The organism is Pedobacter sp. (assembly GCF_037719805.1).
Lineage (GTDB): Bacteria > Bacteroidota > Bacteroidia > Sphingobacteriales > Sphingobacteriaceae > Pedobacter.
On record NZ_JBBJLZ010000001.1, the window covers coordinates 486595 to 511711 of the forward strand.

General features: G+C 41.0%; 19 protein-coding genes. 14 read left to right on the top strand and 5 right to left on the bottom strand.

What is annotated here, in order from left to right; genetic code table 11:
- Nucleotides 1-60: 60 nt before the first annotated feature.
- The 10 genes from WKF66_RS02285 to WKF66_RS02330 all read left to right on the top strand — a co-directional run bounded on the left by WKF66_RS02285 (nucleotide 61) and on the right by WKF66_RS02330 (nucleotide 13221).
- Entirely contained in the window at nucleotides 61-1104 is a 1044-nt protein-coding gene (locus WKF66_RS02285; RefSeq protein WP_489672782.1) for a Fic family protein, read from the top strand.
- A gap of 356 nt (nucleotides 1105-1460) precedes the next feature.
- The gene (locus tag WKF66_RS02290) at nucleotides 1461-2069 is read left to right on the top strand and encodes an RNA polymerase sigma factor (RefSeq protein ID WP_489672783.1); all 609 of its coding nucleotides are present in this window, start codon (nucleotides 1461-1463) and stop codon (nucleotides 2067-2069) included.
- Nucleotides 2070-2159: 90 nt separating this feature from the next.
- Nucleotides 2160-3329: a FecR family protein gene (locus WKF66_RS02295; protein ID WP_489672784.1), complete on the top strand. Its 1170-nt coding sequence runs from the start codon at nucleotides 2160-2162 to the stop codon at nucleotides 3327-3329.
- Nucleotides 3330-3680: 351 nt separating this feature from the next.
- Complete coding sequence (locus WKF66_RS02300; RefSeq protein ID WP_489672785.1) at nucleotides 3681-7217, top strand: SusC/RagA family TonB-linked outer membrane protein; 3537 nt, start codon at nucleotides 3681-3683, stop codon at nucleotides 7215-7217.
- Between the two features lie 10 nt (nucleotides 7218-7227).
- Nucleotides 7228-8607, top strand: a complete 1380-nt coding sequence (locus WKF66_RS02305; protein WP_489672786.1) for a RagB/SusD family nutrient uptake outer membrane protein — start codon at nucleotides 7228-7230, stop codon at nucleotides 8605-8607.
- Nucleotides 8608-8617: 10 nt separating this feature from the next.
- On the top strand, nucleotides 8618-9589 hold the full coding sequence (locus WKF66_RS02310; RefSeq protein WP_489672787.1) for a discoidin domain-containing protein: 972 nt from the start codon (nucleotides 8618-8620) through the stop codon (nucleotides 9587-9589).
- A gap of 12 nt (nucleotides 9590-9601) precedes the next feature.
- Entirely contained in the window at nucleotides 9602-10729 is a 1128-nt protein-coding gene (locus tag WKF66_RS02315) for a redoxin domain-containing protein (protein WP_489672788.1), read from the top strand.
- A gap of 24 nt (nucleotides 10730-10753) precedes the next feature.
- Complete coding sequence (locus WKF66_RS02320) at nucleotides 10754-11884, top strand: redoxin domain-containing protein (protein WP_489672789.1); 1131 nt, start codon at nucleotides 10754-10756, stop codon at nucleotides 11882-11884.
- A 53-nt stretch (nucleotides 11885-11937) separates the two neighbouring features.
- Complete coding sequence (locus tag WKF66_RS02325) at nucleotides 11938-12714, top strand: hypothetical protein (protein WP_489672790.1); 777 nt, start codon at nucleotides 11938-11940, stop codon at nucleotides 12712-12714.
- A gap of 243 nt (nucleotides 12715-12957) precedes the next feature.
- Nucleotides 12958-13221: a hypothetical protein gene (locus WKF66_RS02330; protein ID WP_489672791.1), complete on the top strand. Its 264-nt coding sequence runs from the start codon at nucleotides 12958-12960 to the stop codon at nucleotides 13219-13221.
- A gap of 96 nt (nucleotides 13222-13317) precedes the next feature.
- Here WKF66_RS02330 and WKF66_RS02335 read toward each other — a convergent pair whose 3' ends face one another.
- Entirely contained in the window at nucleotides 13318-14097 is a 780-nt protein-coding gene (locus WKF66_RS02335) for a helix-turn-helix domain-containing protein (RefSeq protein WP_489672792.1), read from the bottom strand.
- A 100-nt stretch (nucleotides 14098-14197) separates the two neighbouring features.
- Here WKF66_RS02335 and WKF66_RS02340 point away from each other — a divergent pair, with 100 nt between their 5' ends.
- From WKF66_RS02340 to WKF66_RS02355, 4 genes are read left to right on the top strand one after another with little or no spacing between them, the layout of a single operon-like run.
- Complete coding sequence (locus tag WKF66_RS02340) at nucleotides 14198-16591, top strand: TonB-dependent receptor (RefSeq protein WP_489672793.1); 2394 nt, start codon at nucleotides 14198-14200, stop codon at nucleotides 16589-16591.
- A gap of 33 nt (nucleotides 16592-16624) precedes the next feature.
- Nucleotides 16625-17878, top strand: a complete 1254-nt coding sequence (locus WKF66_RS02345; RefSeq protein WP_489672794.1) for a DUF4374 domain-containing protein — start codon at nucleotides 16625-16627, stop codon at nucleotides 17876-17878.
- A 41-nt stretch (nucleotides 17879-17919) separates the two neighbouring features.
- Complete coding sequence (locus tag WKF66_RS02350; RefSeq protein ID WP_489672795.1) at nucleotides 17920-19197, top strand: PepSY-associated TM helix domain-containing protein; 1278 nt, start codon at nucleotides 17920-17922, stop codon at nucleotides 19195-19197.
- 12 nt (nucleotides 19198-19209) lie between these two features.
- Nucleotides 19210-19923 (top strand): DUF4198 domain-containing protein, encoded by a 714-nt coding sequence (locus WKF66_RS02355; RefSeq protein ID WP_489672796.1) that lies wholly within the window; start codon nucleotides 19210-19212, stop codon nucleotides 19921-19923.
- A 20-nt stretch (nucleotides 19924-19943) separates the two neighbouring features.
- Here the strand turns inward: WKF66_RS02355 and WKF66_RS02360 are convergent, their stop codons facing one another.
- From WKF66_RS02360 to WKF66_RS02375, 4 genes are all read right to left on the bottom strand, one after another.
- Nucleotides 19944-21104: a serine hydrolase domain-containing protein gene (locus tag WKF66_RS02360; protein ID WP_489672797.1), complete on the bottom strand. Its 1161-nt coding sequence runs from the start codon at nucleotides 21102-21104 to the stop codon at nucleotides 19944-19946.
- Between the two features lie 136 nt (nucleotides 21105-21240).
- The gene (locus WKF66_RS02365; protein ID WP_489672798.1) at nucleotides 21241-21984 is read right to left on the bottom strand and encodes a DeoR/GlpR family DNA-binding transcription regulator; all 744 of its coding nucleotides are present in this window, start codon (nucleotides 21982-21984) and stop codon (nucleotides 21241-21243) included.
- A 73-nt stretch (nucleotides 21985-22057) separates the two neighbouring features.
- Nucleotides 22058-23875 (bottom strand): serine hydrolase domain-containing protein, encoded by a 1818-nt coding sequence (locus WKF66_RS02370; protein ID WP_489672799.1) that lies wholly within the window; start codon nucleotides 23873-23875, stop codon nucleotides 22058-22060.
- A 33-nt stretch (nucleotides 23876-23908) separates the two neighbouring features.
- Complete coding sequence (locus WKF66_RS02375) at nucleotides 23909-25090, bottom strand: cystathionine gamma-synthase family protein (protein WP_489672800.1); 1182 nt, start codon at nucleotides 25088-25090, stop codon at nucleotides 23909-23911.
- Nucleotides 25091-25117: the final 27 nt, after the last annotated feature.

Here is a 25117-nt window from a genome sequence, read left to right on the forward strand (position 1 = left end):
CATTTTCGATTCTTATCGGACCATATCGGTTCATTTTAAGTGCTTTTATTATATTTGTATGTGAGCTCAGTTAATATACATACCGAAACACTGAATTTGGATTGGAAATTGATTACCCTGATCAGCGACATAGATCGTTTTGATGCCTCTTGGAAAGCAATTGAAAGAAAAGAAGGTCAAAGCCTTAAAGAATTGAAATCAATTGCTACTGTCCGGAGTGTGGGAGCATCGACACGGATAGAGGGATCCAAATTAAGCGATGTCGAGGTTGATGTGCTTCTAAAAAATATAGATGTTTCTATGCTTGAGGAGCGTGATCAGCAGGAAGTTGTTGGTTATTTTGAAGTCCTTGATTTAGTTGATGAAGGCTATGAACATTTGCCAGTCTCAGAAAACGGTTTGAAAAATTTGCACAACCAGCTTTTGAAATACAGCCAGAAAGACAAATGGCATAAAGGAAACTATAAACAACACACTAACGCTGTTGAAGCTCACCTGCCTGATGGGACCAGTCAGATCATTTTTCAAACCACGCCTCCCGGGTTCGCTACTGAAGATGCAATGCGTGCAATGATGTTCTGGTTTGACGCTGATAAAGAAACCCATCCACTGGTTAAGTCTGCATTGTTTTGCTACGAATTTGTCTCTATACATCCTTTTCAAGACGGAAATGGACGGTTAAGCAGATTGCTTGCTACACTTCTTTTAAGAAAAAGCGGTTATCAGTGGATTAGATACGTAAGTTTTGAACATGAAATTGAAAGCCAAAAAACAGAATATTACAGAGTGCTAAGAGCTTGTCAGGCACAGAGACCAGGGGAGAACATTACGGAGTGGGTTATTTTTTTTCTGTCCAGTCTTAGAAATATTCAACAAGCTTTGATGATCAAACTAGATACTTACGGTGTTGAGCAAAGTATTTCAATTAAGGAAAAACAGCTACTCTATATTGTAGAGCGCAATGCTGGAATTAAAACTAGCGAGATGGCTAAAAAGTTGGCAATTTCAAATTCAACAGTCAAAAGAATGCTTGACAAATTAATCATATTGAAGCTAATTGAAAGACAGGGCGTAGGTCCTGGATCATATTATACGCTGTTATAATTTATTGGCCCATTATTGGTTCTTATTGGCTCATATCAGCCCAAGTAAGAAATGAAGGCCAGCAATACTTGATGTATACATTTTGATGATAGCCTTTTTTGCATGTTTAATAAGTATACAGAAGATAAATTCAAGCAAATGAATTGATTAAATTCAAACAATACCGATAGTAGATAGACCTTAACCATTTTCGTGATAACATAATGACTATAGTTTACGTTCTGTTCAGTTTCTAAGGTCAAATGATGATTGTTTCGTTAGTTCTAGAACACTGAGCCTCGCAGATTCTTAGAATTCTCGTACATTGGCTACAAGTTTCAGGTGTTTTCAGGATATCGCATGAAAAAAAAGCAGAAATGAAGGAAATGGTTTATAATTTGGTTGACGAAGTTGAGCTTTTCGCAAATTTTGCTAAGGGTGATGAACATGCTTTCGAAACCATTTACAGACACTACTCTAAGAGACTTTTTCCTTTCGTATTGAAATTGGTCAGGGTTCCGGAATTAGCAGAAGAACTGATTCAGGATATCTTTGTTAACATCTGGATTAATCGAACAGCCTTTGCCGAAGTTACCCATCCCACTTCATATCTTTTTAGCATCGCCAACCGGCAAGCCCTTAAGTACCTAAAAAAGGTTGCCAATGACACTAGAATACTAAAAACCATCACTAATTATGAAAGTGCCTCTACGAATGAAACCGAAGAACGCATCATCTTCAGAGAAAGTGTAGCTTCCATTAAAGCCGCTGTAGCACAATTGCCCGTACAGCGGCGCATGATATGGGAATTAAGCAGAAACGAAGGTCTTAGTCACGAGCAAATTGCTGAAAAGTTGAAGATATCCAAGAATACTGTAAAAAATCAAATGGTACATGCGACGAAGCATATTCGTAATTTCCTTGATGGGCAGGCTGGATTGCTTACCGGACTAATAATTATATCGCTGTATTATAGGAATTTATAAGTTTCTTTTTAAGTCAAGTAGTCCCATATAGGTAGTTATAGTACTTATCTATATAAAGCCCTTGAAATAAGCGGCTGTTACAATGATCCAATGCCGATAAATCCATCCATTAAAGAATTATTTTCAAAATATATTGAAGGCGAAGCCTCCGTTCAGGAGACTACCCTTCTTTTTAATCTGATCGCGTTGAGTGAGAATGATGCAGAGGTAACTGACATCTTAGATGCTGAACTTAATGACACGCCCTTTGCAGCTAACTATGATCCTGCTTGGGAAGCTATACTTCACCAAGTCAAAGCTCATACTGCTGTGATTCCAATCACATCTACTAAAAAAAGCGCTATACAATTGTGGACCCGCATTGCAGCGGTAGCCGCAATCTTACTTATTACCTTCGCTACATATCTCTTCATTGGACGTCAAAAAGAATCCAAATACGCGCACCTTCTTGCAAATGACCTCCCTCCAGGGAAAGTCGGGGCCACATTGACCTTGGCAAATGGGAAAAAAGTTGGTCTAAAAGATTTAGCTATCGGGGAAGTGATGAAGAAGTCCGGTTTATCCATTTCAAAAACGGCGGATGGGCAAGTCGTTTATCAGGCTCAATCCGGGCAGAACAGTTCCAATGCGCTAAATACTCTAACTACTGCAATTGGCGAAACGTTTATACTAACCCTTCCCGATCAAACAAAAGTTTGGCTCAATGCTGCTTCAAGTTTGACCTACAATCCATCGCTAACTGCGAATGGAATACGGAAAGTTAAACTGACAGGTGAAGGCTATTTTGAAGTTGCTAAAGATAAAGACCATCCCTTTATTGTAGAGAGCGGAAATCAAACTGTAGAGGTTTTAGGAACTCATTTTAACGTAAATGCCTATCCCGATGAAAAAGCATACCGGACTACGCTGTTAGAGGGGAGTGTTAAAATTACCGACCAGGGGCATTCGAAAATATTGGCGCCAGGAGATCAAGCATTCAATAGTAGCGGAAATATCAAATTGAGTCAGGTAGATCCGGAGTTTGCAGTTGCCTGGAAGAGCAACAATTTCGTATTTGACCGCCTGGATATCAAAGAAATTATGAAGATGATCTCCCGTTGGTATAACGTGGAAGTAATTTATAACGAAGAGATTCCGTCAGGTACGTTTTGGGGATCAGTATCCAGATTCGACAATATATCAAAAGTTTTGATTTCACTTGAAGCTACGGGAGATGTACATTTTAAAATAGAGGGAAGAAAAATATATGTGCTCCGATAAATATTAATTGACCTAACCACCTAAACCAACCTTATGCAGAAAACCATACGATAGAAAAGCCAACAAAAGAACCAAGGTTGGATAAGAACCATACCCTGATTGCAGTCAGGATATGGTAAGAATGGCCTTGATGAAAAGATTATCAACCGAACCGCAGATGCCTGAAGCTTAAGAACGCCGGCAGACTGCAATTAACCAGACAAACAAACTTAGACAATTCTGCTAATTATAGCAATGTTGACGGTATTACACTGGCCGCTAAGTCTTTGTCACAAACCGAATGAAGTGTTAAATAAACAACGAAAAACGAACCAGGGCAAACGGAAGTTTGTCCATAAACTATGGCTGATTATGCGATTAACCACCGTGATATTAATAGCCGCGATCATGCAGGTTAGTGCTGCTAGCTTCGCACAAAAGATTAGCTTAAATAAAGCTAATGCCTCGCTTGAAGATATTATTAAGAACCTAAGAACACAAAGCGGATACAATTTTATAGTTCCCGGAGCACTACTTGACAAAGCAACATCTGTTAATATTAAGGTTAAAAATGTCGAGCTTAAAAAAGTGTTGGATGAGATTTTCGAAAAGCAGCCAATTGCCTATGAAATCAACAACAACACGGTTACTCTAAAACCGAAGGCAAAGAACTTTTTGGAAAACGTTCTGGACAGGTTTCTTGCGGTTGACGCTACTGGAAAAGTGGTGGATTCTGTAAGTGGAGCTCCACTCGTGGGTGCCACGGTAATGGTGAAAGGTCAAAAAACTTTTGCCAGGACTAAAACGGATGGCACTTTCCTGCTTCAAAATGTAGCAGAGGGGGTGACTTTAGTGATCAGTTATGTAGGCTATACCCAATTAGAGATCACATCGGCAAGAGATCTTGGCATAATACGCATGTCTGTTGATGTAGGAAAACTGCAGGAAGTTGCTGTAACTGTAAATACGGGTTATCAAAAAATCAAACCAGAACAAAGTACGGGTGCAGTTTCACAAATTACTACAAAAGCCTACGAATCCAGGATCAGCACAAATTTCTTGGATGGATTGGTGAACAGATTACCTGGTCTAATGATTAATAATAATGTCCAATTTAATAGTACACTACCAGGCTCTGCAACTTCCAGTTCAAGACCACTGTTTAACATAAGAGGTATCTCTACTATGTCTGCCAATCAAACTCCACTGATTGTAATTGACGGTTTCCCAACAGATCTTACGCTGGACATGATTGATCCCAACGAGATTAAATCGGTGACTATTCTTAAAGATGCTGCAGCTGCAACGGTATATGGCGTAAGAGCATCTAATGGAGTAATCGTGATAGAAAGGAAGCAGGCAATTGCAGGAAAGCCCCAATTCACATTTAGAAGCACTTTTGGTTTAACCCCCAAAGAGGATTATTCACGATATCGCTGGGCTAAAGATGCATCAGCAATTAATGTAGGGTATTGGGCAGCTACTCAGGCGGCAAATGTAAATAGTCAATCTTATGGGTTATTATTTTCCGCGGCACAGGGACGTATTACCCGATCTCCGGTTTATTACATATTAGCTCAGGCTGCAGGTAGTGTAATCACTGCTGATCAGGCAGCAAGTACTCTTGCTGAAATGTCAAGCTATGATAATCTTCAGGATTATAGTAACCTATTTCTTCGCACCGCAGTAACCCGTACGCATAATTTCAATGTTTCCGGAGGTAACGATAATGCCTTGTACTATATTACGGCTAACTATACTGGTAACTTACAGTCGCAGTTGAAGAACAATGACAACAGGTTCTCTCTTACCGGTCGCACTACATTAAAATTATCCAAGAAACTTTCCCTCGAATTAATAACAGAATATCAAGAGCAACGGTCTAACAGTGCCCCAGTACCGGGTGTAAATTCTGCGGTTCCATTTGAACGTTATCAGGATGTAAATGGTAATCCTGCCCCAATGATTGGATCAAGCATTTCTCAACCGTTCAATAGCTTCCTAATGTCTCAAGGATTTCAAGATAATAGGTATTATCCCCTTATTGATTTTAATGAGATTCGGGATAAATCACGCACCGTTAATAACCGTACTAACGCCAACTTCAGATACCTGCTGGGCGCTGGTTTTGACTTATCATTTGGAGGGATTTATGAAACTTCTCGATTTGATAACAATCATCTCGCCAGCCAGCAATCTTCTGAATTGAAACAAGCTATCAACTCTTATACAATTAGAAATGCAGATGGTTCGCTCAAATATAGCATCCCCTTTGGCTCCTTCTTACGCCAGCAAAATGGAAGCACATCAAGTTATACCGGTCGTACACAATTGAATTACAATAAAGTCTTTGGAGATCATTCCTTCAATGCCATATTAGGTGCAGAAATTAGAGATTTCATAAATCAGGGCAATTTGACGTCAGCTTTTGGGTACAATGATGAAACATTGGCATTGCAGGGAGTAGATTTTGGCTTAATAAATTTAGGGTCAACAACAGTCAAAGGCAGTTTAATTTCATCACCATCGTACACTGGTAGAATAAATGAGTTTTTCAATCAACAATCTACTGAGGACCGTTTTCTATCAGGTTACACCAACATCGTTTACTCCTATAAAAATACTTACTCACTCACAGGAAGTATACGTATAGATCAGTCCAACCTTTTTGGTACAAACCCTAAGTATAAATATAAACCACTCTGGTCGTTAGGTGCAGCATGGAATATTCATAAAGAGAAATTTTTGCAGGACGTAACCTGGATAAATCAGCTCAAACTACGGGCCGCTTACGGCTTCAATGGTAACGTAGCTAAACTATCTCTACCGGAAGTAATCGCCATATCAACAGTTAATCCTTATATTCCAGCATCTAATCAACCCCTTGGGTTACTCTCTTACGCAAACAGTAGCTTGCGCTGGGAACAAACTCAAAACTTTAATGTGGGTTTAGATTTCGATGTCTTTAAAAACATCAGCGGATCTTTAGACTACTACCAGAAAAATAGTACTGATTTGTTAGGAAACGTTTTAATTGACCCTACACTCGGTGTAAGTCCCACACTAATTAACCAAGCCAATATCCGCAATCAGGGTTTGGAGCTTAGCTTACATGCAGACTGGATATCTACAAATAATTTCAACTGGAATACCGGCATTGTGGTTGCCCGCAACACTAGCAAAGTATTAGAGGTTTACCGAAAAGGAAGCTACACTCCTGAGGCGTTAAATGCGTTGGGTTATGTAAAGAATTTCCCGGTCGGTGCAATGTTTGGTTATGATTACGCAGGGCTCGATAATACGGGGTATCCTCTTGTCAGAGATCCTAATGGTAATCTGCTCGCAACGAACGTTAATTTATTAGGAAATGCTACTGCGGCGGCAATGGCGAGCGAAACTTCAGGGCTAACCCATTATTTGGGTTCATCTATTCCAACTCTTAATGCAGGACTAAGTAACCGCATTGACATTGGGGATTTTTACTTTTTCGCTATGGTAAATTATTACGGTGGGTTTAAGGTAAGAGTGCCAAGACCTAACCCATCTGCTCCGAGGGCATTTGAAGGATCAGGTAATTATTGGAAAGTACCTGGTGATGAATCGAAAACTGATATACCGAGCCTAAATGCCATTCTAACGAGTAACAATTCAAACAATACGTATAACTGGTCTGAGCAATCCGTGGTGCATGGTGATTATATCACGCTCGGAGATCTGACCGTATCCTATAGCTTGGATAAACTGAAGTTTATGAAGAATTCGGGTTTTAGAAATTTCTCGATCAAAGCGCAGGGATCCAATTTGTATTCCGTTGGATTGAATAGATACAAGTTTAGTATGGGTACTGGAAACTATGCAAAATCATACGTTACGCCCACTTACACGATTGGCCTTTTTACCAATTTTTAATATTAGAAAAATGAAAGATTTTAAACACCTCGCAATTTTAGTATTTATATGCTTGCTATCTGTAGGTTGCGATAAGTATCTAGATATAACACCAAAAGGAAGAAGGCTACTAACAACTGTGAACGACTACGATCAATGGATGAACGACCCATCACTCGTTTTGGGGGTTGGTGGACAGCAATGTATTATAAACTATCTTGGCGATAATACAGATTTCGTAAACATTACTACACCACCTACTATTTCAACTGAGCTACTATACACATGGTCTCCACAGTATTCATTTGACATCAACACAGCACCTATCATATGGGGTGACCATTATGCTAAGATCAATGCCTTTAATACCGTACTTGTAGGAATAGATGATGCGACAGGCGGAACAGCAGGGCAAAAAAAATCGCTTAAGGCTGAAGCCTATTTAGGCAGGGCGCTGGAATATTTTTACCTGCTTAATGAGTATGCTAAAGTGTACGATGCAACTACAGCGAGTACAGACTTGGCGGTGCCTTTTGTGACATCGAATGATGTGAGCCAAAAAACTCCCCCGCGCGCAACCGTTGCTGATGTATATCAGCACATTATCGATGATATGGCCATCGCTATTCCAAATCTCCCACCTGATAACAGCATAAACCGGTTTCGCGGATCGGTAGCTTCTGCATATAGTTTATTATCCAGGTTATATTTTTACGCCCTGGACTACCCACAAGCGCAAAAATATGCAGAATTGGCATTAGCGAATACTAAAGCTGCGATGCTTGATTTAAACGGGGCTAACCCGGCTACTAATATGTTGGGTGCACAAACCGATGTAATTTATGGGCGTATGAGCCTTGTGTTCTCAGTTTCCGCCACCCTTGACTATATGCGCACCTTTGCCGCTAACGATTTAAGGGTTAGAAAGCTTTACACCAGTACTGATGCTTTTAGGTTTACAACAAGAGGTGGGACGCAATATTCCCCTCCAGTGGTCTCCCCGGCGACCAATTATTTTTACACGAATACCGGCACCTCTGTGCAAGAGATGAAACTGATTGCCGCAGAATGTGCTGTACGTGCTAACAACTTAAGCACGGCCTTACAGTATCTGGATGAAGTTCGTAAAAACAGATTTGCTACAGCAAGCTATGTCAAATATAGCTCAACTATACAGGAGAACGTTCTTCAGGAAATCTTATCTGAGAGAAATCACGAATTGGGCTTTGCAGGACTACGCTGGTTTGATATGCGCCGTTTAGACAAAGAAGGTAAGATGGAGACTGTGTACCGATACAATGCTCAAGGTGGGATTGTTGCTACACTGGAGCCACACAGCAACAAGTACACTCTTCAAATACCTTATCAGGTAATGAATTTTAACCCGGATATGATACAGAATCCAAATTAAGTCCAGAAACATGAAAGCATTTAAATTTAGTATTATAGCAGTTTGTTCATTAATATTATTGTTAATGGCCTGCAAAAAAGATAAAGCCAGTCGCGAAGTCCTGTCAGAAGGCAGTGTCACATTCGATTTGCCGGCGTCGACAGAAGTCGTGGCAACACCTATTGAAATTAAAAATGTAAGAGTGGTTAGTTTTGAAATAAAAGCTTCATTACAGGGTAATACATCTTCCGATATACATTATGTCACGTTTGCAGTAGACACGACTAAAATTGCCGCTTACAGATTGAAGTATGGAAATAGTGCAATTCTGCTTCCTTTGGCAAATTACCTTTATTACAAGCCAATCGCAACCATTGCGGCCGGTTCCTCAGTTTCGGAAGCAGCAATTTTAAACCTCAATGTTCAGCCAACATTTAAGGCACGTAGTACATACGTGCTTCCCCTTGTCATTTCCGCTGTTGATGGTCAGCCGCAGGACCCGGCAACCCGAAGGGTTGTATATTATGTATTTAATACAGGAGAACCACTTTACGTAGATCATACTGGTTTTACTGTAAGCGCAACTGCATCGTCTGTTAACGGAGCCAATGTAGCGAACAACGCGGTGGATGCAAATACATTAGGGACGTATTGGTTAAGTAACATTTCTCAATCTTTACCACAATGGGTAAACGCTGATTTTGGAAGGGCTGTTACTTTTTCAGGATTAGATTATTTCTTTCCAACGGCGATAAATTATGCAACTCTAGGCGGCAATACTACTTCTGTCAAGGTAGAAACAAGCTTAAACAATACTACTTGGGTGGATAAGGGCACTTATGCAGTAGACATTAAAAATGCGGAGCGAAAACAGACGCTAACTTTGCCTTCACTAACTACAGCCAGATATTTACGCTTTACCGTATTGGCTGCAGCCCCCTATTTATCTGGCGGAGTTTCATATAGTGTTTGCTTTGTTAGCGGAATTGTATTAAGAAATTAATTTAAACCAAACATGAAAAAATACTTATTCATATTGCTCATGCTGCCTTTCATGGCGATGGCGCAAAAAACCTATACTATTTCTGGCAAGCTTCCTGCTATAAAAGTTTCAGCGAAGGCTTTTCTTGTCACCTTACAAAGCGACTCCTGGAAAGAAACCGATTCGGTGGAAATAATAGATGGCGAATTTCAATTTAATGGCAGTGTGCCCGAAGCGCAGCAGGTTATGCTTGTAGTGAAACGCGCTGATGCACCAAAAAATGGTAATTCAAGAGATAGCCAGGGCTTCTTTCTAGAAAATTCGAAGATCTCTGTAATGGGTAAGGATTCTATCAAAAATGCGGTCATTACTGGTTCGGTTTCTAATCGCGAATATCAGGAGGAACAAGCACAGGTCAGTCCTCTTATTAGATCCATCATGCAACTACAAAAAGTGACTGGTGCAAAATCGAAAGATGGTGCATATATCAAATCACTGGAAGAAAGAAAGAAGGCTTCCGATAGCATCGGAAAACTCGTTGTTGCCATTAAAGACCTTCATGTAAAGTTTGCAGAAACGCATGTAAACTCTTTCATGGGCTTATATACCTATCATATGAATGTTCTCGACAGTAAGTTCGAGTCAGCGAAGGTAGAGCCTTTGTTTAACCGGTTTTCGCCAAGCTTAAAAGCTTCGCCATTGGGTAAGCGTACTATAGAGAAACTAGAGATTGGCAAAAGACGCCAAACTGGTTCAAAGGTTACCGACTTCACTCAAAATGATATTGAAGGCAAGCCCTTTACACTCTCTAGTTTAAGAGGAAAATATGTACTGGTTGATTTCTGGGCTAGCTGGTGTGTGCCCTGCCGTGCAGAGAATCCAAACGTAGTTAAAGCCTACAATGCATTGAAAGATAAAAACTTTGAGATTGTAAGCGTTTCGCTTGATGCTGGTAAAAAGGAATGGGAAGCGGCGATTAAAAAAGATGGTATGCCTTGGATTCATGTTAGTGATCTTAAATATTGGAAAAACGAGGTTGCGTTAATGTATGGCGTTAATTCCGTACCACAAAACGTATTAGTCGACCCTCAAGGGATGATTATAGCGAAAAATCTCAGAGGTGAAGACCTATTGGAGAAATTGAAAACTTATATAAAGTAGTACAATACATTAAATAATTATAATATGAAACTCCACATAAAAACTCTAATATCCATCGTGTTTAGCTTATTGACAACAATTAGTATGGCACAAGACAAATTTACCATAACCGGCACACTTCCTCAAGCAGGGCCAGGTAAGATGGTGTTGTTAAGTTATGTAAATAACGAAGGTAAGTCTGCAAAAGACAGTGCCCTGGTAACAAACGGTAAATTTAAAATCACTGGTACTACAGCTTTTGGAAACAGGTCATACCTGGAACTAAGGCCAGTTGCCAGAGATACTACCAAAAAGAGAAGAGCGTCCGATTTTAAAGAGTTCTATTTGGAAAAAGGCAATACTATAGTTGCAGGAAAAGATAGCCTTTCATCATCTGCTATTTCGGGAACCAAAGTTCAAAAGGAGAATCTGGACTATCATGCCCAGATGGATCCGGTTCAGAAACAATACCAGCAAATCGTGACCCGCTATTATAAAGCAAGTGCCGCGAAAGACTCTGCCGCATTGAAGCAAATCTCTCTTGATGCTAAACCAGTAGTGGCTAAGATGGAATCTACGCTTGACAACTTTATCGCCAGTCACCCTGATTCTTATATCACTGCCGATTTGATATTAAGTAACAAAATGATGGTGATCGATGTCGTCAAATTTGACCCAATGTATACCGCCCTTACTCCACGGGTACTAACTAGTTTTAGCGGTCAAAAAATTACGGATAAGTACAATAAGGCGAAGCAGTTTGCTATAGGAAAATCTATTGATTTTACTCTTCCTGATAAAGACGGTAAAGAGTTTAAACTCTCCTCGCTAAAAGGGAAATATGTGCTGGTAGATTTTTGGGCAAGTTGGTGTGTACCTTGCCGTGCCGAAAATCCTTTCATGCTAAAAGCATACAATGAACTGAAAGATAAAAATTTCGAGATCGTCGGGGTTTCTTTGGATGAAACAAGGGCAGCCTGGATGAGAGCTGTCGACCAGGATAAATTACCATGGATCCAGGTAAGTGATGTTAAAGGTTTTAAAACGGAAATTGCGGTACGTTTTGGTATCACAGCCATCCCTCAAAATGTATTAATAGATCCTGATGGAAAAGTAATTGCTAAAGACCTTAGAGGTGCTGATGTTAACAAAATGATCGCAAGCCATATCAAATAATCATATCCTGTTCTTGATTAAGTTAATAATTTAATTATAACTCACAATAACAGATGAAAATAACGCCTAACTTGATGTTTTTGTTACTGGTCTTTGTCGCGCTTGACGGCTTTTGCCAAAATCTTCCTTCCTTGGGAAGACAAAAGGAGGCTATGATCTTTTACACCACCACAGTAACTTTTTCAGGAAATCAGATGGTTTGGTCAGACTCTTTATTCGTTCGCAATTCTTTAGTATTAGAACTAATAAAGACAGATTTCGTACATGATTACACAAACCTTCAAACAGGGAAAACGAATAGTACCTCAGAGAAACGACTAGATTGGTATTATATAACTGACGTGTCACGTGGCGTAGGCATGGGTTTTAACGTTAAAAAGGAACCAATCGAGAAGAACATCAAAACCTTTACCGCTAAGTCAAAGGATTTGGGATACGGAATGATCGCGGAACCGTTTCTACCTAAAGACGGTTATAGCGTAAAAGATTTTGCTAAGGTTAGAGATACCTTAATAAACGGGCAAAAATGCTTTGTTATCTTAGCCAATAGAAAAGTACCTGTGACTTATAATGGTATTATGGATGAATTGCTATTTACAAAAATGGTTATCAACCCTAAAATTATAGGGCAGAACTATCCCTTTATTAGTGAGCTGTTAACCAAAAGTTTTGGAGGTGCAATAGTATTCGCTCAATCACAATATAAAAGTGGTGTAAAATTCAGTATGAAGCTAGACTACAAACAAGAATTAACAGCAGCTTATAGCGTGATTTTTGATAAATATTGGGGTTTATACTTATCTAATATTGTTCTTGTAGACAAATTGTAATGTGGATTTAGTTTTAATACCCGGAGCAAACTCATAGCAATTGCTCAATAAGTGGGTACCTACCTTCCGAGATTAACAATTACTCTTGTATATAAATGTTTCTCAAATAGTTACATACATTATCACATACTACCTCAAATCCGAGAAATAAGCTTACAATCCGCTCTACAATCGTATTCTCACTTAATATGGAGGCTGTTTTTCATACTATATTAGCCGTATCAGCTAATAATTTTGACTAATATGCATCGAATAATCTACTTTGACCCTAACCTTGGTTATAAAAGCGCCTATATCAGAAACAGTCTAGATTTAATAAATAAACAAGTTGAAATAACAAATCAGGAAAACCACATTATTTGCATCCTGGATATAGATGGAAAGACAGTATTAAAGAAGTTTGAGTCATTCTTTAAACATGCTGTCTTTGTCAATGGTATTCGTACACTTCCAGAATATGTCTTAGCAGCTTCCTCAACGCCGTTGTCCTCAATAACAAGATCTTAATCAAGATGCCTTTTTAAAATATTACACGCCTTGGGAACGCTGGCATAAAGGAGTAGACAACGTTTCACCGTGGCGTATTAGAAAGAGGTTCCAGGCTTAAAGGAGATAAAGAAGAGGCCAGAAAATGTGTGCCACTTTCCTAAAAAGGGCGGGGGAGATGTCAAACTTCTTCTTGAATGCCACAGAAAAGTGGTTCACATGTTTATATCCGAGCATTGCAGCGACTTCTTTGAGACTTAAACCCTTTTGCTGGCTTAAAAGTGTCTTCGCCTCAGTCATTTTTAGGTCGTGCAAAAAAGTATATATCGTTTTATTAAATAGATTCTTAAATCCTTGCTGCAACTTGGTGCGATTCATGCCGGCCAGCACTGCGAGTTCTTCAATAGAATAGTAAACCTTCAGATTTTGAGCCATTAAATCCCGCACTTTTTCCAAAGATTTCAAGTCTTGTTCAGACCAATTATATAAGGTCATGTCAATGGCATCGACTGAGAGGATTTGTAGTAAAAGTTCGGCGGTTTTTGTGATGAGATAGGACTTCTTAAATTCTGGTTTAAAAGTACAAAGTAACATATCAGAAATTATGCTACGCATCAATGGCGACAAAGGTTCAGTAGTAGGTTTTATACTTAGTTCGGACGTCTGCTCATGGTCCATCCCACCAAACTTCACGATGACCGCTTGAGGAACAATTATTGTTAATAGAAATTTCTCTTCCTTTTTAACCTCGGATGGCGACTGGTCAGCTGTCCATTTCAGAAATCTTCTTTTAAAGAAAGTATCTGAAATAGTTAATGCAACTAATGGATAGTCAGAGCTTTCGAAAGCACATTCCAATAGTTCCTCTTCTTGTTTCCTAATTTTTGCTTTAAACATATTCCTGCTTAATCCGTACTAATTCCTGCATATACCGTAGGAACAAGCTATTACATTTGCAGCAATATTAAGAATTAGTCTAAATAAGAACAAACAATACATGCATTTTTTTACCAAACATCTTTCGATAGTTTTTGCTTCAGTGGCATTAGTGCTTTTGAGCACTGGGGTACACGCACAGCTAAACAGCATGCTTAGCGGTACTATTAAGAATACAACTGGTGTTCCTTTATCCGGCGCAGGAATAAGTATCATTTCTCTTCAAAAATCTGCAGTGACGGCTCAAGATGGGACCTTCCAGATCTCAGGTGTTCCAGCAGGGAAGTACAAACTTAAGATTACCTATGTAGGGTATACTGAAACAACCTTAAATATCACTTTACCATTGACTGATGGTAAGCCTTTAATCATTACTCTGAAAGAAAATCAAAACGATTTGTCTGGCATTACTGTACTCGGACGCACGAAGGCACAGGAAGTAAACAGACAGGCCTTTAACGTAACTGCGATTGACGCGACTAAGCTTTACAATACAACGCTTGACATTTCAAGTGCCCTGGATCGGGTCGCAGGCGTTAGAGTAAGGGAATCCGGAGGAGTGGGTTCCAATTTCAGCGTATCATTAAACGGGTTTTCAGGCAGGCATATCCGTTATTTTATAGATGGTATCCCGATGGACAATTTCGGATCCTCTTTTCAACTCAATAACATTCCCATTAATGTTGCCGAACGTGTAGAGGTCTATAAAGGTGTGGTACCAATGTGGCTGGGTTCCGATGCTCTTGGTGGAGCAGTAAACATAGTAACAGGCAACAAAAATAGGAACTACGTAGACGCTTCTTATTCTTACGGGTCCTTTAATACGCATCGTAGCGTGATCAATGCTGCAGCTACTACTAAAAATGGATTTACGGTACAGTTGAGTGGGTTCCAGAATTATTCTGATAACGACTATAAGATAAACATTGCCACCCTGCTTCAGAACAATATGCAGGCCGATAAGAAGTCGGCCTCAGTGCGGAGGTTCCATGATGTTTACCACAATGAAACTTTGATCGGTAACATTGGTGTTATTGGAAAATCATGGGCGGATAACTTCCTGGTTGGAATGACCCTGGGTCAGAATTATAAAGAAATGCAAACTGCAGCCAGGCCTACAGCGGTTTACGGTCAATTGCACAGGCGCGGAAATATTGTAATGCCTTCATTGAAATACAAGAAGACAGATTTAATTCCCGGATTAGATGTGACGATTAACGCGAACTATAACCTAGGATATGAGACGACTATAGATACGGCAAGAGCAGATTACGATTGGGACGGTATCCGTGATCCCAAAGTAAGTATGGGAGAGAATGACGGAGGACAACATATTAAGTATAAAAATAACAACGGGCTTGCAACAGCCATGGTAAGCTATAAAATTACAGAGCACCAGGCAATAGCGGTGAATAACGTGTTCTCAACTTTTGATAGAAAATCAGATAACGTATTATTTTCCAATCTCAACACACTCAATGTGCCAAAAAAAATGGACAAAAATGTCCTTGGTTTTGGTTATTCTTATGATGTAGACAGTAAATGGAGCGTAAATCTTTTCAGTAAATATATTCTGCTGAAAAGTATCGTAAACAACTTCAACCAAAAAAATCTAGACCATAAATTAGGATATGGTACAGCTCTGGCGTACTATGTCAAACCGAACCTGCAGATCCGCGGTTCGTACGAATTGACAAACCGGATGCCGGAAGCGAACGAGATTTTCGGTAACCTGGAAAACGAAGCCGCTAATCCACTACTGAAGCCCGAAAAGAGTAACAATTACAATTTGGGTGTGATCTATGGTTTTAAGGTAAACGAAGTAAATCACTTTTCTATTACTGCAAACGCTATATATAGAGACTCTAAAGACTTCATTTTTAGTAGGCTTGTTGGCGGGACCGGCTCTCAGAGAGACTTCACAACTTCTGATAACCGTGATGGTGTACGTACGACTGGTTTTGATAGCGAAATCAGATATTCTTATAAGAACTGGTTAAGTGCAGGAGGTACGCTCACCTATCAAGTATTAAAGAATATGCAGAAGCATGACTGGAATCCCAATACCAAAGCTTATTATCCAGAAGAGAGCCTTGTCTACCTGGATCAAATGCCTAATATTCCTTACCTGTTCGGTAACGCTGATGTTTCAGGGTCCTTCCGAAATGTGTTTAAAAAAGGTAATAGTCTAACAATCGGTTATAACATGCTTTATGTCAACCGTTTCTGGTTGGATTGGCCAAGCTTCGGCAACCCGACTGAAGAGGATAAAAATGCCATTCCATTACAGATTTCTCACGACTTGAATTTTGTCTACAGCGTAGATAACGGCAGATACAACATATCACTGGAGGCAAAGAACCTAACAGACAAACCGATGTTTGACAACTTCGCGCTACAAAAGCCTGGACGCGGATTCTATTTGAACTTCAGGTATTTCATTAAAAAATCATAACAATAATCACATCATAAATTAAAAATAATCAACATGAAAACAACGATTACCAATACACTGCTTGCCTTGGCATTTGTAGGTGTTTTAAGTTCTTGCGAAAAAAAATCTGACAGAGAGGTTATCCCGGAAAATCCTGGAAATTACATCATAGCAGTTACACCTACTGCGATTGCAGGCAAGGCAGATTATCTGCTGACCGCAAGTAGTTTGGAAAGTGGCGCAGCTTCAATTATAGGAAACGGAACGGAACAAGACGGTACTTTCAGATACTATGTAACAGCCAACAATAAGTTTTTTAGTATGCTTTATGGACGTGGTGCCCCAGGTGCGGTAACTGTTTATGGTGTAACTGATGGCAAACTAAAAAAACTGAACGACTTTACCGCGGCCACAGTACACGCCTTTGCACCGGTTAATGATGATATTTTGATGATGAGGGTGCCACGATCAATCGCAGCTGCAGGTACGCCGACAGTTTACAATTGGTACCGTGTCAATACGACAAGTAATGCACAGATTGCTGAAGGAACTATCGATGCAATAGCGCCAACAGGCAATGGTGAAATTGCACATATTAGTTGGATAAAGCAGGTTGGCAATAAAGTATTTGCACCCTTTTTCGGTATTACTGGGGGTAACTTCTTTACAAAATATCCTGACCAGGCTGGAATCGCTGTATTCTCTTATCCAGAAATGAAGTATGAAAAAACGATTAAAGACACAAGAACCAGTTTTATAGGCAGGTATTTCACGGATGGTTTGGGTCTTGTTGAAAATGGTGATGTTTATGCCTTTTCCTCATCAGTAGCTACAGACGATGATCCTGCTACAGCTGCTGCCGACGCTAAACTGACTTCAACGAAACCTTCCGCCATTACCAGAATTAAAGCTGGAACTACGGAGTTCGATCAGAGTTACTTTTTCAATTTTGAAGAGATCTCAAAGGGATATGTAATCACAGACTGGATCTATGTTGGTCAAAACAAGTTTGTGGCGAATATTGAGCCTAAGGCAACTAAGGGCCCCTATGTTACTGGTAAACTTCTGGCAATTGTTGATGTGGTCAATAAAACCGTGACAGGCGTAACTGGCTTTGCTGAAGTTAAAAATATTTCTAGCGTGACCACTACAAACTATAGCCCTAAAGATGGTAAGACCGCTTTTATTGGAGCGAACCTGGTTGACGGCAGCACTTATGTTTACAAAATTGATGCAACTACTGCGACAGCTACAAGAGGTATAAAAGTCGAAGGCGGGTTAATCACAGCAATTCAGCACTTGCAATAATTTAATCCTAAACACAAAACAATAACCAAACGATTAGAACAATGATAACATCCAATAAAATTTTAACACCTAAAAAAAAGAGCAAAGACTCTCTTTTTAAGAGGATCAATAAATGGCTGCATTTATGGCTGGGGTTGGCCTCAGGTATTATTGTTCTGATCGTTTGTATCACTGGTTGTATCTGGGTTTTTAACGAAGAAATCACAGGGCTTATGGAACCTGAGACTAAAATTGAGAAACGAAACAAGCCCGTGTTAAGTCCTTCGCAATTGAGTGCTGTAGCTAAACAGGAATACCCGGATAAAGTCATCGCATATGCGCAGTACTTACAGGGACGTGCCATTACTGTTAATCTTAAAAGTCCCAAAGAACAAGGAAGACGAGGTGGTGGTGTGACGCTGAAAGTGGACCCTTACACCGGTAAAATATTAAAAAAAGATGTCCGTAAAAAAGGTGAAACGGATTTCTTCAGGGTGATTTTAAATGGTCACCGGTTCTTATGGTTACCATTTGCAATCGGACGGCCAATCGTAAATTACGGAACCCTTGTATTCGTCGTTCTATTAATAACCGGATTAATATGGTGGTATCCAAAAAAGTGGAACAAAAGTACTACAGATAAAAGTTTTAAAATTAAATGGGGTGCTTCATTTAAACGCGTGAATCTGGATTTACACAATGTTCTTGGCTTTTACTCGCTCATTTTGTTACTATTTATTGGGCTAACAGGAATGGTATATGGTATCAGCTGGTATAGCGAAGGCCTCTACTGGGTGACTACAGGTGGCAAAAGCCTCGAAGGGCGGGGCGGGGGCCGTCGGATGCAGTCCGACTCTCTTCAAGCCGGACGATTTACTCCAGAGGAAGCCATGGACCTTGCCTGGCAGAAAGTGATTTCAAAGCACCCGAAATCTGAAGGATTTTATTATTCTTTCCCTGACACAGCCAGGGCAAAAGCCACCATAGGAATCACAGTATATCCAACGGCCGGACAATTTTACAATAGTCAGGGTTATACCTTCGATCAGCACACATTGAAAGAACTGAAAAGTAAAGATGTATACTCGATCGCTTATGAAGATGCCGGCTTTGGCGGTAAGCTAAGAAAAATGAATTACGATATACATGTGGGCAGCATACTCGGCTTTCCAGGTAAAGTGCTGGCGTTTTTATCCACATTAATAGGAGCGTCCCTCCCTGTAACAGGATTCTTAATTTGGTATGGTAGAAAATTCAAAAAGAAAGGTAAAAAAAATAAAGTAGCATCAGTTAATCTAAGAGTTGAAGCAACTAAGGAATTACCAAACGAAGTTATTTAATATAAAAAAAAGATGAAAAAAATTAAGATCATAGTAACCGTATTATTGCTTTCCCTTAGCTCAAGTGCTGCATTTGCACATGCATTATGGATTGAAACTACTTCAAAGGGTAAGTTGGGACAAAAGCATGTGGTTAAAGTGTTTTACGGTGAGTTTGTAGCGGGAGAACGGGACAGTGTTGCTAAATGGTATTCTGATGTAAAAGATTGTAGCCTTTGGCTGGTTGGTCCGGATCAGAAAAAAGTTCAACTACATCTTACTCCTGGAATAAATTACTTTGAAAGTTCGTTCACTCCTGAACAGAACGGGGGATATATTTTATTGGTGAGCCATGAAGCGAAGGAACTGGGCGGTGCAACAAAATATCATTTTCTTTCAAGTGCAACAGTAGCTGTGGGGAAGGTCTTGCCTGAAAGCAGTAACAAAAGTAATTCGTTAATGGTGCATGCTGACAACGTACTATCTGCCCGGTTAAATAAAGCACTAAAATTGAAAGCCTCCTTAAAAGGTGCCCCAGCCACTGGAAAGTCGATCACCGTATTTTCTTCTAACGGATGGTCAAAGGAACTGCTTACTGACACAAATGGCATAGCCGAGTTTACACCTTTATGGACAGGTCAGTATCTAGTAGAAGTTAGCGATACTGACAAGATACCGGGTAAGCATAACGGCAAAGATTTTACATCAACCTGGAAAGGTGCAACGTATAACTTTGAAGTAAAATAGTAAGTACTTAATGCATGGTTTTACTTTATAAAATACTTATAAAGCACATTCATCGTTTTACGGTTCAAAATGTTGATATCATCGCTACCGGGATAATAGGCCTGGTTGCTGCCGTTGCAGATCACCACAATACCAAATTTTTTTCTAGCTTGAAAGAACATACCGCTGGTAAGTCCGTATGAGGATCCGGTATGCCCTACCAATTCTTTACCCTTGATTAAATCATGCGAAAGGCGAAGCGCCAGGCCATACCCGCCTTCCCCATCCGATACCTTCGTCTGCATGATCTTTGAGCTTTTTTTAGAAATGATACGTACACCATTGAACTTGCCATAATTCATGTGCATCATCATATACTTGGCCAGGTCAGTAGCAGAGATTTTCATGCCGCCGGTTGGAGAGAAAATTGGCGTACTATATCCCAATACATAATTTTTCACTTCTTCGCTGCGAGGATTGTAGGCCAGCGGTGCATTAACCAGATGCTTAGTTGTACCTTCATATTCGTAAAGTTTGGCAAAGCGACTATTATCGAGCGAATCTACGCAGTAGCCGCCATACAAATCCAGCGGATCCAATATATGGTGCTTAACATACTGATCAAATCGCTCGCCCGATAAACGTTCGATCACGGCGCCCACCATATTGTAATTCAGGTTGCAATACTCGTAACCGTTTCCTGGCTTATAGGTATTGTAGCATTTAGCGAAATTTGGGTTTTTACCTGGGTTGATGGCATCCAATGTGAAATAGCCCTGACTATCATTTACACTCGAGGTGTGCGACATCACCATTCTCAGGGTTATTACAACGTCAGGAAACTTGGGGTTGCGTACTGTGAAACCTACCAGTTGGCTGAAATCATCGTCTAGCGAACACTTTTTAGCTTCTATCAGTTGCATGATTGATGTTGCAGAAAATGATTTCGATATGGACGCAATACGGAAAATGTTGTTATCGGTAAGTGGTCTTTGCGTTTCCATATCCGAAACACCGAACGAATGCGTGTAGATGATCTTATTCTTTTTAACGACCGCTACGGACATACCTGCTGCGGTCAACTCCCTCATAATTCCCTGTATCTCTGCTTCCGCCTGTAACACTTGTGCAGATGCAGATATGGTTGTGATTACCATTATCATCATGGCGATCAGACGTTTTGAAGTGCTTATGTTATGCATAATTTTTAAGATTTGAATAAATGATATATTTCTTTACTTTCTTACCGTTACACTGGCCTTAATAAATAGTACTCCTCCATCCTTCAGCTTGTCAATAGCGGTAATAATATATTGGTAACTTGTGCCTGCTGATGCGTTATAATACATTAAGGATCTTGGTATATTCAGCCAGTTTTGAATTGGTCGGCGCAACGTCGGTTATCAGATGGGTTATTGCGTCAAGGTCGCAGATTCTCAATTTCTGGTAGGAGTCAAGCTTTTCTGAGATGCTGAGTACGGCTGTTTTATGAGCGGCCTTGATCATCGCTCTTTTCACGTGTACCACTTCCCAGTCCGAGTCGGTGATGCCTTCGGCTACGGAGATGCCATTTGTGCCTAAGAAACACAGGTCAGGTTTGATATCAGCAAGCTGGCTGATCACGTGAGATCCGGTCACGATGTGTGAGTTAGGTGCCAGTTGGCCGGCGATCAAATTAACAATCATATCAGGCTTTTCTACTAATTCGAGACCAACCAGGGGACTAGTGGTAAAGACGGTGCATTGCATGTGATCTGGAAAAATCCGGGCCAGCTGGATCATTGTAGTTCCGCCGCCAACTAAAATGATCATTCCATCTTCCACCAAACCGACAGCCTTTCTTGCAATCTCCCTTTTACCCTCCTTGTTATAAACATCTTTAGCAGAGAACGGGTAGTGGAATGACTTAGATAAGGCCCCGCCGTGCACCTTCACAATATTCCCGTTCTCAGCCAGTTCGTTCAGGTCTCTTCTAACGGTATCTTCCGAAACGCCAAGTTGAATGCTCAGGTCGGCGGAAAGTACCTTATTGTGAATGTTGATCTGGCTTATTATGTACTGTTGTCTTTCTTCTTTAACCATAAAAGTCAAAAATTATTAAATTGGTCAGGGCCTGTACTTCAGATTTCTTCACACGTGCCAGTGCGACTTATATCTATTGCTTGTTCTTGATGTGAAGAGCCTTAAATATTGAATCAAAAATTCGTTGTGTGATTGCCAGGTCAGAAAGTAACGGAGACGTCACCGGATGAACGCGGTTAGTTAAAAGGATAAAAATTAGTTTCTGATCTTGATCCACCCAAACGCGTGTGCCTGTATAGCCGGTATGCCCGAAGGTATTGAGCGATGCGTATGCCGACGGGTAACTGCTGTTGGGCCGCTTACGGTCGAAACCATAGCCACGGTTGCTGAGCTCAGATTGCTTTGAAGTAAACTGTTTAACAGTTTCGGGCTTAAAGTACCGCGTACCGCCATAGCTGCCATCATTCAGCAACATTTGAAAATATATGGCCAAATCCGTAGCCGAAGAAAACAAGCCGGCATGCCCGGACACACCTCCGGCCATGGCAGCACCAGGATCGTGCACATAGCCTAACAACAGGGTATCGCGGTAAAGCGTATCCACTTCGGTAGGGATGATGCGGTTTTTGTTAAAACGATATAGGGGCGAGTAGCCTGCGGTCTGCATGCCTAGAGGGCGGTAGAAATTCTCCTGAACATAGTCTTCCAAGTGTTGATCTGACAGGCTCTCCACGATCTCTTTCATGAAATACATACTCAAGTCGCTGTATACATACTTCGACGTATCCTTGATGGGTGAGTTAAGCATTTTAGGCCACATCACTTCCTTAAAATAGTCCTTTCGGAAAAAGTATCGCTCGCCTGCTCTAACGGGATAAGCGGCTGATGAATCCCTTCTAAAATCCTCCGGCTTAATGCTTGTAAAGAACGGGATGAACGGCGTGAATCCGGCCTGGTGCAGCATTACCTGTCTTACCTGTATATCTTTTTTATCCGTTTCGCGTGCCTTGGGTATATAAGCGCTAATTGAGGTGTCCAGCTTGAGTTTATTCTGTTCTACTAAGCGCATCACCGAAGGGGTAGTTGCGGTTACTTTGGTGATGGAGGCCAGGTCGTAAATATCTGTTGGTTTAGTCGGTATTATGGGGTCATAAGTATGATAGCCATAAGCCTTGTCAAAAATTACCTTGCCATCCTTAATAACCATTACCACAGCACTTGGCGAGGCCCTTTTGGCAATGGCTTCGCTAACAATGCTATCGATCGGATTTTGGAGCATGCCGATGTCAATCCCCACTTCTTCGGGCACTGTATAGCTTAAACGGTTAGCCGTTGTGGTAAAGCCGCTGCCTTTACGGTAGTCGGACGAAACGGTGGACGGAAGCCTGGCAGTTACCGGCATACCTCCGAAAATGGACTGCGCCACATAATTGGCCGATGCAGGCGATTCCTTTGGCGTCCAGACCATCGGCACTTTAAAAGTTTTCAATTTGCCGATCATATCCACTTCGCCGAAGGCAGCAATTATAATGGTTTTGCTTTTAAGGTTATCGGTAACAAACTCCTGGAACTTTGGATCGTTCAAGGCGGTGTTAGTGACCTCGAGGATTAGCGTGTTGTAAAATTTGAGATCGTAGCTGAGGTTGGCCAGGGTAGCACCACCCGACTGGTAAGCCGATGCTGCAAAGCTTGTGACCGTAGTAAAATTGTTCATCAGACTATCAAAAGTAGCCGACTCCTTTATGCCAAAATTAACGCTGGCGATCTTATTACCGGCTAGGTTAACGATCGGCACAGCACCAGACAAGTTATTCAGCAGCACAGTGGTTTGTTCTACTTTTTTAAACGCTCTCAGCAATTGCTCATTCGCCTTGTGTTGCTTTTGTGCATAGGCACTCAGCGCCATAACCTGGCCAAGCAAAAAAGTTGTGATTATGATTCTGATCCTCATAATAATTTGGTAACTAAGTTTAATATGGAAATGTTAAAGTGCTGCTAAAGCATCATCCAGGTCCTGCAAAAGGTCGTCTACATTCTCAATGCCTACCGAGTACCTGATCAGGCTCTCTGGAATGCCTAACAATGCACGCTGTTCTTCTGTAAGTTCCACATGACTAGTAGTTCGCGGTGGACCGGCAAGGGTGCTCACTGAGCCTAAGCTTGCGGCTAGATGAACCAATTTTAACGAGGGCAAAAACTTCTTTACCAATTCGTAGTCGCCATTTAACGAAAAACTTAGAATGCCGCCGAAGCCGCGCATCTGTAATTTTGCTATATCGTGACCCGGGTGTGTTTCCAGCCCAGGATAAAAAACATCGCTCACCTTATTATGCGCTTTCAGGTAACGTGCTATCTTCATTGCCGAAGCATTTTGCCGCTCGATACGCAGGTCAAGCGTTTTCATGCCTCGTGCTATCATATAGGCAGAGTTAGCTTGCAGGCTTGCACCCGTGATCTCCCGGTATTGAAATACCTTTTGAACCAATTCTTTTTTGCCTGCCAACAAACCACCCATAGCATCCGAATGTCCACACAGGAATTTCGTAGCGCTATGGATTACCAGATCGGCGCCCAGTGCAAGTGGGTTCTGGTTTATTGGGGTCGCAAAGGTGTTATCCACCACTACAATAGCGCCCACCTTTTTCGCGGAGGCCGCCAGTCTTTTAATATCGATGATCTTTAGCGTGGGATTGGTCGGCGTTTCCAGGTAAAGCAGGTCGCAGCCTTTGGCTACCTCGGCTTCCAGTGCTTCGTGGTCGGTGGTGTCGTGCAGCTTTACTTCCACGTTCATGCCAGGCAGAAAATCGAGAAACAGCTTACTTGTGCCGCCATAGGTATCCTTAACGGATACCACTTTTTTACCTGGGCTCAAAAAAGTAAACAGTGTGTTACTGATAGCTCCCATGCCTGTAGCGAAGGAGGTACAAGCCTCTGCTCCCTCCATTACGCGGAGTTTTTCTTCCAGTACGGCTACTGTTGGATTGGTATTGCGGCTGTAGATATAACCTTCGGATTTGCCGGTGGCTACGTTATACCATTCGTCGAGGTCGGTGTATGCAAATGCTACGCTGTTGTTGATGGGCTGTGTTACTGCACCTGTGTCCGAAACACTTTCTTCGCCGGCCCAAACTGCTGAGGTGCCTAATTTATATTTGGGAAATTCCATGTTATATTTTTTTACAGTGATAGCTAT

Coding starts and splice junctions, on each gene's coding strand:
- WKF66_RS02290 (WP_489672783.1), top strand. CDS start 1,461: ATGAAGGAAATGGTTTATAATTTGGTTGACGAAGTTGAGCTTTTCGCA.
- WKF66_RS02295 (WP_489672784.1), top strand. CDS start 2,160: ATGCCGATAAATCCATCCATTAAAGAATTATTTTCAAAATATATTGAA.
- WKF66_RS02300 (WP_489672785.1), top strand. CDS start 3,681: ATGCGATTAACCACCGTGATATTAATAGCCGCGATCATGCAGGTTAGT.
- WKF66_RS02305 (WP_489672786.1), top strand. CDS start 7,228: ATGAAAGATTTTAAACACCTCGCAATTTTAGTATTTATATGCTTGCTA.
- WKF66_RS02310 (WP_489672787.1), top strand. CDS start 8,618: ATGAAAGCATTTAAATTTAGTATTATAGCAGTTTGTTCATTAATATTA.
- WKF66_RS02315 (WP_489672788.1), top strand. CDS start 9,602: ATGAAAAAATACTTATTCATATTGCTCATGCTGCCTTTCATGGCGATG.
- WKF66_RS02320 (WP_489672789.1), top strand. CDS start 10,754: ATGAAACTCCACATAAAAACTCTAATATCCATCGTGTTTAGCTTATTG.
- WKF66_RS02325 (WP_489672790.1), top strand. CDS start 11,938: ATGAAAATAACGCCTAACTTGATGTTTTTGTTACTGGTCTTTGTCGCG.
- WKF66_RS02330 (WP_489672791.1), top strand. CDS start 12,958: ATGCATCGAATAATCTACTTTGACCCTAACCTTGGTTATAAAAGCGCC.
- WKF66_RS02335 (WP_489672792.1), bottom strand. CDS start 14,097: ATGTTTAAAGCAAAAATTAGGAAACAAGAAGAGGAACTATTGGAATGT.
- WKF66_RS02340 (WP_489672793.1), top strand. CDS start 14,198: ATGCATTTTTTTACCAAACATCTTTCGATAGTTTTTGCTTCAGTGGCA.
- WKF66_RS02345 (WP_489672794.1), top strand. CDS start 16,625: ATGAAAACAACGATTACCAATACACTGCTTGCCTTGGCATTTGTAGGT.
- WKF66_RS02350 (WP_489672795.1), top strand. CDS start 17,920: ATGATAACATCCAATAAAATTTTAACACCTAAAAAAAAGAGCAAAGAC.
- WKF66_RS02355 (WP_489672796.1), top strand. CDS start 19,210: ATGAAAAAAATTAAGATCATAGTAACCGTATTATTGCTTTCCCTTAGC.
- WKF66_RS02360 (WP_489672797.1), bottom strand. CDS start 21,104: ATGCATAACATAAGCACTTCAAAACGTCTGATCGCCATGATGATAATG.
- WKF66_RS02365 (WP_489672798.1), bottom strand. CDS start 21,984: ATGGTTAAAGAAGAAAGACAACAGTACATAATAAGCCAGATCAACATT.
- WKF66_RS02370 (WP_489672799.1), bottom strand. CDS start 23,875: ATGAGGATCAGAATCATAATCACAACTTTTTTGCTTGGCCAGGTTATG.
- WKF66_RS02375 (WP_489672800.1), bottom strand. CDS start 25,090: ATGGAATTTCCCAAATATAAATTAGGCACCTCAGCAGTTTGGGCCGGC.